The organism is Fluviicola sp. (assembly GCF_030151805.1).
GTDB lineage: Bacteria > Bacteroidota > Bacteroidia > Flavobacteriales_D > Crocinitomicaceae > Fluviicola.
Window position 1 is genome coordinate 1 of record NZ_JASLCN010000445.1, and the last position, 10,701, is coordinate 10,701.

At 40.8% G+C, this 10,701-nt stretch carries 10 protein-coding genes; 1 reads left to right on the forward strand and 9 read right to left on the reverse strand.

The features are described from left to right. Together Q1V93_RS16890 and Q1V93_RS16895 are read right to left on the reverse strand one after the other, a co-directional pair. Window positions 1-546, reverse strand: a 546-nt coding sequence (locus Q1V93_RS16890) for a hypothetical protein (protein WP_300666290.1), incomplete at its 3' end; no start/stop codon positions are given. Between the two features lie 96 nt (window positions 547-642). After that, entirely contained in the window at window positions 643-2,046 is a 1,404-nt protein-coding gene (locus tag Q1V93_RS16895; RefSeq protein ID WP_300666292.1) for a DUF4403 family protein, read from the reverse strand. A gap of 326 nt (window positions 2,047-2,372) precedes the next feature. Here Q1V93_RS16895 and Q1V93_RS16900 point away from each other — a divergent pair, with 326 nt between their 5' ends. After that, window positions 2,373-2,606, forward strand: coding sequence for a hypothetical protein (locus tag Q1V93_RS16900; RefSeq protein WP_300666293.1), 234 nt, complete (start codon window positions 2,373-2,375; stop codon window positions 2,604-2,606). Window positions 2,607-2,797: 191 nt separating this feature from the next. Here the strand turns inward: Q1V93_RS16900 and Q1V93_RS16905 are convergent, their stop codons facing one another. The 7 genes from Q1V93_RS16905 to Q1V93_RS16935 form a co-directional block, all read right to left on the reverse strand. Next, the gene (locus tag Q1V93_RS16905; protein ID WP_300666295.1) at window positions 2,798-5,026 is read right to left on the reverse strand and encodes an NADP-dependent isocitrate dehydrogenase; all 2,229 of its coding nucleotides are present in this window, start codon (window positions 5,024-5,026) and stop codon (window positions 2,798-2,800) included. Window positions 5,027-5,248: 222 nt separating this feature from the next. Beyond that, window positions 5,249-5,830, reverse strand: coding sequence for a non-canonical purine NTP diphosphatase (locus Q1V93_RS16910; RefSeq protein WP_300666296.1), 582 nt, complete (start codon window positions 5,828-5,830; stop codon window positions 5,249-5,251). A 31-nt stretch (window positions 5,831-5,861) separates the two neighbouring features. After that, entirely contained in the window at window positions 5,862-6,668 is an 807-nt protein-coding gene (locus Q1V93_RS16915; RefSeq protein WP_300666298.1) for an AraC family transcriptional regulator, read from the reverse strand. Between the two features lie 250 nt (window positions 6,669-6,918). Next, complete coding sequence (locus Q1V93_RS16920) at window positions 6,919-7,734, reverse strand: oxidoreductase (RefSeq protein WP_300666299.1); 816 nt, start codon at window positions 7,732-7,734, stop codon at window positions 6,919-6,921. Window positions 7,735-7,944: 210 nt separating this feature from the next. Beyond that, the gene (locus tag Q1V93_RS16925) at window positions 7,945-8,379 is read right to left on the reverse strand and encodes a VOC family protein (protein ID WP_300666301.1); all 435 of its coding nucleotides are present in this window, start codon (window positions 8,377-8,379) and stop codon (window positions 7,945-7,947) included. 7 nt (window positions 8,380-8,386) lie between these two features. Next, a complete protein-coding gene (locus tag Q1V93_RS16930; protein WP_300666302.1) occupies window positions 8,387-9,259 on the reverse strand; it encodes an SRPBCC domain-containing protein in 873 nt (290 codons plus the stop codon). 97 nt (window positions 9,260-9,356) lie between these two features. Then, window positions 9,357-10,701 (reverse strand): asparagine synthase C-terminal domain-containing protein (locus tag Q1V93_RS16935; protein ID WP_300666304.1); only part of this gene is annotated, 1,345 nt, incomplete at its 5' end.

The window sequence follows — 10,701 nt, forward strand, 5'->3', positions numbered from 1 at the left end:
TTCCGAGTTTTCCTGCAATTCACCGTTTGTTGGCTCGAACACAAAATTGACTTCCAGAACTTCTTTCATTTTGGGCGGGGCTACAAAGCAGATAATCAATTCTTGTCCTGCTACCAGATCAATCGGATAAAGTGTGCGTTCGGAAACAATCAAACTAAGACCCGGTTCCGTAACCGGTTTGGAGATAATTCGTTTGATTTCTGCCGCCCCTTTGCTGATCTCTTCACACGGATATTTGCTTTCTCCTTCGAAAATGATCATTTGAATCGGTTGCGAACATTTTGCGTTCAAAGAAAACCGTCCGTTGAAAGAAGCTTTAAAGGAACAAAATACGGTGTTTTTTTCCGGGATATCCTTCAGAGCACCATACGCCTGAAAATCATTTGTTGTGCCGCCTTTCCCCGGGAATTGTAAGTGGTACTCTCCTGTTTTTAAAATAGTGATTGCGCCTGTACAATCTGAGATCGCATCGGAACTTTCAAGTACGTGTTGCCCGAATGCGCCCACGCAAAACATGGACAGAAACAATAGGAGAGTAAATTTCATTAACAGCAAATATAGGTTTTTCGCAAATTAACTAAAAATAACCTGATTTTCTTCTTTCTGAATGGATCGGATAAACAGACTAACTGTACTTCTTAGTTACTGTTTTACATTTAGTTGTGCTTTCAGACAAGTTCTGAGAAATAAGTTCCCCGTTGTAGGGAAAATATGCACGACTTCAATTTCATGCGTTTTTCCGGAGAGACTGAAATCGCCGGCTTTTTTCTGGAGATTTTTATCAATGGATTTTTTGAGCTCATCAAACTCCTTCGACAGGTTGATTTTTGTCGACTTTTGAAGTTCGTTATAGATTCGGTCCGAAAACAGCCATTTGGCACTTTTCAGAAGCAGACTTTTTGTTTTCAGATCATATTCCAGCTTGCTCAACTCAAGCGTTTTGGTTTCATTGTCAAAAACCGGAACTCCCTGCAGGTATAAGGTTCCTTTTTTGGTTCCGCTGAACTGAATTTCAAGCAAAATTCTTTTTTGATCCAAACCACTTGCTTTTACCGTCTGAAATTCAAAGTGATTTTTTTGAACATTCACCGATTTTCCTTTGATCTGATCTGTAAAAAGTTGGGAAATGGAATCATAACTTAACTCGAAATCTGTGAAAAGTTCAAAGGTGTCTTTCGGTGCTTTCGGAATAACGGACAATTTCGGAAGTTCGGATAAGGTTGTTTTGGCAGCGTTTTGATTCAGGTATGTTTTGCAGTTTAAAACAAGGGTGGTGTACAGCTTATTATCTGCCAAACGCGGCTTTACCAGCGAAAGAGAAGTCGGTTCGAAGTGAATAGTCCCCAAATAGGGAATAAGCATGGTTTGATTCATGTTTTTCCAAAGTTCTGCGGCCTCTTTTTGAAAGGAAATGGTTCCAAGCTGCTTATCCGTTGCTTCGCATTGTTTTTTGAGTGTCTTCCGAACTTCTTTGATCACTTCGCCGGTAGCGTCAAAACGGAAAACAGTTACTTCGCAGGGATTTAACGGTTTTAATTCATGAATGCTCGTTTTTGTTTCCAACGCATAATGCTCATTGATATTCAGATCCGTTGAAAAACGAATGCGTAACGAAGGTTTTTCTTCATTGATTCCACAGGAAAAGGGAATAAGTGGTGATAGACAAACCGGCTTTGAACTGAAGAGATCGGAACACCCGGCGCAATATTCCATTTTGATCCAGTAAGACCCGATTAATTCGGAGAGTAATTGATTGTTTATCGTTGAGATTCCGAAAGAGTCTTTATGAAACTGAAATTCATAGCGGATTCCGCTGCATGGTTTATCAGATCCTGACGTGATTTCCGGGACAGTCTTATCGGCTTGTTTGAAGTAGCTCGCAAGACTGATTTCAACCGGAACGACAATGGTATTGGTGATGGAATTGACCGGAGGCGGAGTGTCCGATAAATTTCCGCTGGTTGGTGCTTCTGGCTGAATGGAACGACAGGAGTAACCAAGCATTAGAATAAGGATGATTCCGACGTTTAATTTCAGGATATGCACAATGACCAGAATTTCATGATAGAAATTTCAAAATTAGTATTAACTTCAATTCATGAAGCGGATTTTTTATTTTGTTATTCCTTTGTTCGGAATTTTGTCCTGTCAGAAAGTAAGCACCTGTAAGTGTACTGATGGACATAGTTATAGCGTCGACGCATCAAAAAAAACATTGAAAGAGGCATGTGATAAATATGCTACAGAAAAGATTAGTTGTGAAGTAAGTTAAATCAATTTGATTTTTTAGTGAATAACCTTGTTAGGTTCAAAAAAAAGTATATATTCGCGGTGTTAATTTATATTTTTATAACCTTCATCTCAATTATTGTATGAAAAAATTTGTATTATTTGTTGCTGCTGCAGCAACTTTAGGATTGACTTCTTGTAAGAAAGATTGGACTTGTGAGTGCTCTGTTTCTGATGGTAATGGTGGTACTACAACTTCATCTACTCCTATCAACGGAAAAACTAAGAAAGATGCTGAAGCTCAGTGCGAAGGAAAAGCTTCTGTAGGTGGATTTACTATCTCTACAGGTTCTAACTGTACAACAAAAAAGAAATAATCTTTGGAATTCATTATTTCAGAGTGTAAACTTTAGAAATGGCCGGAATTTTTCCGGCCATTTTTAGTTTATGACCTGTCGAAAGTCCGGAGATAATTTTTTTTCGAATAAATAATTTCCGATTAGATAGAAATTGAAAAGGGCTGTTTCATCTGAAACGGCCCTTTTTGTTTAATCAAAATAGATGCGGATTAAATCGCATCAATAATGTGATTGAATGTTTCGCTTGGTCTCATTGCTTTTGAAACTAAATCTGCATTCGGTTTGTAATATCCGCCGATAGTTACTTTATGTCCTTGTGCTCCGATCAATTCAGTATTGATTTTCGCTTCGTTACTTGTTAGTGCATCTGCAATAGGAGTGAACTTCGCTTTTAATTCCGCATCGTTGTTTTGAGCAGCCAAAGCCTGAGCCCAATACAATGTCAGGAAGAAATGACTTCCGCGGTTATCGATCTCACCAACCTTACGTGCAGGTGATTTATCGTTTTCCAGGAATTTTTCAGTTGCAGCATCCAATGTTTCTGCAAGAACTTTTGCTTTTGCATTTCCGGTTGTGTTGAACAAATGCTCAAAGGAAACAGCCAATGCCAAGAATTCACCCAATGAATCCCAGCGTAAATAACCTTCTTCCAGGAATTGCTCAACGTGTTTCGGAGCAGAACCTCCGGCTCCTGTTTCAAACAAACCACCACCGTTCATCAAAGGAACAATTGAAAGCATTTTAGCTGAAGTACCTACTTCCAGGATCGGGAATAAATCTGTCAGGTAATCGCGTAATACGTTTCCTGAAACGGAAATAGTGTCCAATCCTTTTACAATTCTCTCCAATGTAAACTGAGTTGCCGCATCCGGAGCAAGAATGCGAATATCCAACCCGGATGTATCGTGGTCTTTTAAGTACAGTTCTACTTTAGAGATCAATTCTGCATCGTGCGCACGGTTTTTATCTAACCAGAATACTGCAGGAGTATTGCTCAAACGAGCTCTTGTAACTGCCAGTTTCACCCAATCACGAATCGGAGCATCTTTTGTCTGACACATTCGCCAGATATCGCCTTCTTCAACAGTGTGTTCTAAAAGAATGTTTCCGTCAGCATCCGTAACGCGTACTTTTCCGTCAGCCGGAATCTGGAACGTTTTATCGTGTGAACCATATTCTTCAGCTGCTTGTGCCATCAAACCAACATTCGGAACAGATCCCATTGTTGTTGGGTCCAACGCTCCGTTTTTCTTACAGAAATCAATCACAGTCTGGTATACTCCGGCATAAGATCTGTCCGGAATGATCATTAATGTATCCTGTAATTTTCCTTCTTTGTTCCACATTTGTCCTGAAGTTCTGATTGCAGCAGGAACAGATGCATCCACGATCACGTCGCTTGGAACATGCAGGTTGGTGATTCCTTTTTCAGAGTTCACCATGGCAAGTGCCGGATTTTTAGCGTAAACAGCATTGATATCTGCTTCAACAGCAGCTTTTTTATCAGCCGGAAGTGCTTCAATTTTAGCGTATAAATCTCCCAAACCATTGTTCGGGTTGATGCCCAATTGAGCAAATTCCGCAGCGTGTTTTTCAAATACTTCTTTGAAATAAACCGAAACCACGTTTCCGAAAATAATCGGATCGGAAACTTTCATCATCGTTGCTTTCAGGTGAACAGAAAGCAACAGGTTTTTAGCTTTAGCCTCTTCGATTTCTTTTGCAATGTATGTCCGAAGTGCTTTCTGACTCATTACGGATGCATCAATGATCTCACCGTCTTTCAAGGAAGTTTTTTCCTTCAAAACCTGTGAACTTCCGTTGTTCTCAATCAATTCGATCTTTACATCTGTAGCAGCAGGAACAACGACGGATTTTTCGCTTCCGTAGAAATCACCGTTTGGCATACTTGCAACTTTGGTTTGAGAATCAGCTGTCCATGCTCCCATGGAATGCGGATGCTTCTTTGCGTAATTTTTCACCGCTTTCGGAGCGCGGCGATCCGAGTTTCCTTCACGAAGTACCGGGTTTACAGCACTTCCTTTGATTTTATCGTATTTCGCTTTTGCCGTTTTTTCTTCTTCTGAAACCGGGGTTTCCGTGTAATTCGGAACTTTGAACCCCAATGACTGCAATTCTGCAATCGCATCTTTCAATTGAGGAATAGAAGCCGAAATATTCGGAAGCTTAATAATATTTGCTTCGGGTGTAGTAGCTAATTTACCCAATTCAGACAATGCATCCGGAATGCGTTGTTCTTCTGTTAAATACTCCGGAAAAGTTGCAAGGATACGTCCTGCAAGAGAAATGTCTCTCGATTCCACATCAATTCCAGCTGTTGCTGCAAAAGCTTTAACTATTGGTAAAAAGGAGTACGTAGCCAAAGCCGGAGCTTCGTCCGTGAGTGTATACAGAATTGTTGAATTTGAGTCTGCCATAATTAATTTAGTTTGTGTTAAATCAGTTCTTTTCGGAGTGAAAAGAAACCGTGTACGCAAATTTAGCTCTTGAACCTTGTTTTGTCAATAAAATAGTTGCTTAATTATGATATTCGGTTGAATTCAATCTGAAAATCGGATTTACTCAATTTAAGGAGTGATAAATGACAGGATCTCAGTTGGGATTTTGTCTACCAAACGGATTGTCTGATCAGATAAAGATCAATGAGTAACGCGTTTCAGGTATTCGGTCATTTTAGCGAGTGACCGGCCTCTGTGACTCATCTCGTTTTTCTCGTCGGCTGTCATTTCTGCAAAGGTTTTCTCACTTCCTTCGGGAACAAAGATGGGGTCGTAACCAAAACCATTGTTTCCTCTTTTTTCAGTGATAATCGTGCCGTTGATCCGGCCTTCAAAAAGATGCACTTTGTGATTGATGTATAAAGCAATCACTGTTGTGAAATACGCTTTCCGGTCCGACTGATCTTTCAATTTTTCCAACACCAGATCCATATTGTCATGCGCATCCCGCTGAGATCCTGCATAACGTGCCGAATAAACACCCGGTTCGCCATTCAGACTTGGAATAACCAAACCGGTGTCATCCGCAAAACAGGGAATGTGCATTTTATCTGCTAAAAAAGTTGCTTTTTGAATGGCATTTTCTTCAATGGTATCAGCTGTTTCCGGAATTTCATCATGGAAATGAATTTCTTTCAGGGAAATTAATTGCAACCCGTGAGGCAGAATGGCCTTAATTTCAGCAATCTTATGCTCGTTGGACGAAGCGAAAAGTAGTTTCATGCATTGAATTTTGCGTTAATGTACATTTTTTCTAGGAATTTTGCACATTTGAAGCGTTGTATCCGAAGTGATTTTTAAATGCACTTGAAAAGTGCGAAAAATTCTCAAAGCCTACCAGAAGATAGACATCCGATGGTTTTCTTCCGGTGGATTGAATCAGGTTCTTTGCTTCATGTAATCGTCTTTTCCGGAGCCATTTTTCCGGTGTTTCCCGGAAAACTTTTGAAAAATCGCGCTTGAAGGTGGAGAGACTCCGACCGGATAAACGGGCAAATTCCTTCATGGGAATATTGAACGGATAGTTTTTCTGCATAAAAACTTCCAGGTCAATTTTGAACGGTTCACTGAAATCGAAAAGGAAGCTGCCAAATGATTGGTCCAAACGCAATAAGAGTTCAACAGCTTCTTCTGTTTTCAAAGCAGCCATTTTTGCAGAAAAAAATTCCGGTTTGTCGAAGTAGGGAATGAGTGATTGAAAGAAGCCGCTCACGAATGACTCCTGGGGAATTTCATACAATGGGTTGCCGGTAAACCGTTCCTGTTGCGGGATGTTGTTTTGCAAGGCAAATTGCTGTAGGAATTCTTCGGTCAGAAAAATGGTAAATGATTTAAAGGCTCTTCCGTCCGGTGAAGGATGTTTGCGGGTTTTTAGCAGGGTGTTTTTTCGCATGATTCCCATCTTTCCTTCTTCAAAGAAAACGGAACCTTCCGAGGTCAGAATTTCCATTCTCCCGGTGATTACAATACTTAACGCGTGATGAAGAACCAATTGTTCCGTACCGAAATGTTGTTCGTGAACGCAGGAGAACAACATGTTTTCCTGTAACTGATCTGCCATTGTTTTTAATTTTTGTAAGACAATTCTGTTAAAAATTTACATGGAATAAATTGGAGTAAAGCTTTGCGTCCTTTGCATCTTGGCGTTTGTTAAGTTAACATCATAATTAAACGCAAAGCAGCAAAGAGCGCAGAGAATTTTTGTCACCATCCGCTAAAGTCCCGCATAAGACACCATCGTAAGACTATTATCTTTTGCGTCAGGTAATTTGTGGTTGTTTTGTTCGGTCTTCACCAGCGATAACTGGCTCTTATTTTGGAAGCTGACTCAATAAAATTTTATCCATGGTGCGGTCTCCGACCCAGCGGCGAAAGAATAGAGCCGGTTTTGCCATGTATCCTCCCGAATAACGCGTTTTCGGATTTTTGGAAGCGATGGCTTTTGAAATCAAACGGGAAATGACCTGCGGTTCTGCATTTTTGGAAATCGTTGTGCCGAATGCTTTTTTGAATTTGTTGGCCATGTCACTGTATGCAGTATTTTCTGTTGTTTTGACCAGGTTGTCGTAAGCAATTTCTGCCCATTCTGATTTGACACCTCCGGGTTCAATTACTACCACATTGATTCCGAACGGTTTTACTTCTGTGCGTAAACTGTCGCTCATTCCTTCAACGGCAAATTTACTGGCGTGATACCAGGCGCCGAATGGTGTTGCAATTTTTCCTCCGATGGATGAAATGTTGATGATTGTACCACTTTTTTGTTTGCGCATGGAAGGAAGTACCAATTGAGTCATTCGGGCTAAGCCGAATACATTTACTTCGAACTGGCGTTTTGCTTCGTCCATCGGAACGTCTTCGATTGTTCCGTAAGATCCGTAGCCGGCATTGTTGATCAATACGTCAATTTTTCCTTCCTGCTTCAAAATTTCCTGAACACAATTTTGCATCGATTCATCGCTGGTAACATCCAGTGCAATTGTTCTGACACCTTTCTTTTCCAATTCCTGTAACAGATCGGTTCTTCTTGCGGCCCCGTAAACAATGTGTCCTTCCCGGGCAAGGTCTTCAGCAAATACTTTCCCCATTCCGGATGAAGCGCCTGTTATTAAAATTACTTTTTTCATAGTTCCTGAATTTGATAGTACAAAGATGAAGTGAAAAAAGGTAAGGGATTTTGCTGAAAAGCTCAAATTGTTTTGCTCAGAAGCTCAGGTTGAATTGAACATATCGAATGGAGAATTGAAAAGAAGAAACTGCCCGGCTTTTGATAAAAAACTTTCGTGTAGTTTCTCCCTTCCATTCGTATAAGAACTTTTCAATTTTTACATTCTCAATTACTGTTGATTCTCGTTAAAACTCATCATCCAGTTGATGCCGAATTGATCCTCCAGCATTCCGAAATAATCGCCCCAGAAAGTGTTTTCAAGCGGCATTGTTACTTTTCCTCCGGAAGCTAATCCCTTGAATAAACGATCTGCTTCTTCCTTGCTTTCAGCATTAATTGAAACGGAAAAATTATTTCCCGCTTTGAAGTATTGCGCCCATTCGCCTCCGGTATCGCTTCCCATCAAAGACGTTTCTTTACTAATCGGAAGTGAAACGTGCATGATTTTTTCCGCCATGGATGCATCCACTTTGTTTTTATCATCCTGAGGCATGTCTTTGAATCGTCCTAAATAAGGAAATTCTCCGCCAAAAACAGATTGGTAAAACAGAAATGCTTCTTCACAGTTTCCGTTAAAATTCAGATAAACATTTACAGTTGCCATATGTTACTTATTTGTTGGTTTCACATAATTCCTTCAGTTTTTCAAGACCTAAGGGAAATTTCTTTTTCATGAATTCGATGTGAGAGTCGGTTACATCTACTTCAACTTCAACTTCGGTAGTGTTCGCATTGATTTCCATCAAACGGTAGATCTCGAAACAGCCGGTCCATTTTTTGGTTTCGTCATTCAATGGCTGCTCCTTGAAATCTATTACATCGCCGATGTGTTTGAATACAACCAGTTCGTTTTCCCGGAAGAAAATCACGTCGCTGTACATTCCGCTGCCACCCGGCATCAGGAAGTGAATCCGCGCGTTCGGGGCAAGTTTTCCTTCGAAATAAGATCCGTCACAGAAAGGCTGGGTCCATGCAGTGTAACTTTGTTTTCCCCACAATGTTTCCCAGACAACCGTTTTGGGAGAATTGATATTGATAGAAAAGTGCAGTTTTTCGATGAGATACAAATAGTTTCGCAGGGAAGTTTTGATAATCGCATCCCAGCCCATTTGGTAATTCTCGGGGGTGAAATCCGCCCCGGCATCTGCGAAAGATTCCAATCCTTCGTGGCGCAAAATCAATCTCGAATGATGTTCATCAACCGGTTCTACCAACCAGCTTACAACAGATGAGCCTTTTGATTGTTCCGGATGTTCCCACGAATGAACAAATTTTTTGCCTTTCTCGAATTCAAGAACAGTACAGTGATGTAAGTATTTTCGGGCTTCGGATTCGTAAAAGTCGAAACTTTCGCCAACAGTTGTCGTGAAATGCGGTATATGAAAATACCATTTTTTAAAGTTTGCAGGATTTGTAATAGCTTCCCATAAGTCTCTTGCCGGAACATCGAAATCCATTACAGTTTCAATTGCTGTATTCGTCATAATGGTTGTTTTTAGATTTTAAGACTACCCGATTTCAGAATCTCAGGACTTTTAGTCTTGATGTCCTAATATCTTGCAATCCTGATGTCAAATTAATTCATTTTCCCCATCTTTCATACCACATCATGAAAGAGAGAAGATACCAGATTTTTACACCAAACTCTTTTCGTCCGTTTAAGAATGAGGTTTTCAAGCGTTCAATTTCAGTCCAGCGAAAAAGCCCTGTTTCGCTGATTCGTTGTTCTGAAAGATAGGTTTCAAGCAAATCGCGGAGTTCGTTTTTCAACCACAATTCTATTGGAATTGCAAATCCCATTTTGGGTCTGTCCATCACAGACTTCGGAATGTATTGATGCACAATTTCTTTTAAAAGCCACTTCTTGGAACCATCTCTGAATTTGAAATGATCGGGAAGTTGTGCAGCATATTCAATGATGCGGTGATCCAGAAGCGGCTCCCTGCTTTCCAGGCTTACAGCCATTGATGCGCGATCCACTTTCTGGAGAATATCATCCAGCAGATAAGTCTGATAATCCATTGCTTGCGCAAAAGCCAGCGGACTGTAATTCGTGAGTTCGGTACTGTCAAAATAACTTGTCAGCTTTTCAAAAGAATGCGTGCTCAGAGCGTTGATTTGGTCGTCCGTAAACAATTGGCTCACACTTAGCATGATATTCCGGTCGCTTGCATTGCGAAGAATAGATTTTGTTTTTTCGTACCGTTGAGCAAAGTTGTATTTACTCTTCAAAACCGGAATCGCGTTAGCCGGCACTAAATCCATGATTCCTGCCAGTCTTTTTCGTGCAAATGAAGGAATTTTGTTGAGCTTGTCGCCGTATTTCAAAATCATCTCGTACCGGTTGTATCCGGCAAAAACTTCGTCGCCGCCGTCTGCACTCAAAGTAACGGTTACATGTTGCCTGGCGATTTTCGAAACCAATGTTGTTGGAATGGCGCTCGAATCGGCAAAAGGTTCATCATAGAAAAACGGAAGTTCTGCAATGAGATCAATCGCTTCTTTTGCGCTGCATTCGGTTTCCGTGTGATTGGTCTGAAGCAGTTCTGAAATGGCTTTGGCGTAAGGAGCTTCGTTCAACCCGATATCCGGAACGGAAATCGTGAAGGTTCTTAAAGCTTCGGTGCGGTCTTTTTGCAACAATGCGGTGACACAGGTGCTGTCATATCCGCCGCTCAGAAAAACGCCGACAGGAACATCCGAAACCATCCGGTATTCACAGGCAGATTTCAGTAATCTTTCGGTTTCCTGTTTTGCTTCTTCGACCGGAATATCCAATTTGGGTTTGTTGTAATAATCATACACATTCCAGTATTGAACCGGATCAGGCTGAAAATGACGGAGTGAAGTTTTGATGAAATGTCCCGGTTTTACCTTTGTGCAATGTTCAAAAATACAATGCGGAGTAGGAACACTTCCGTATTGT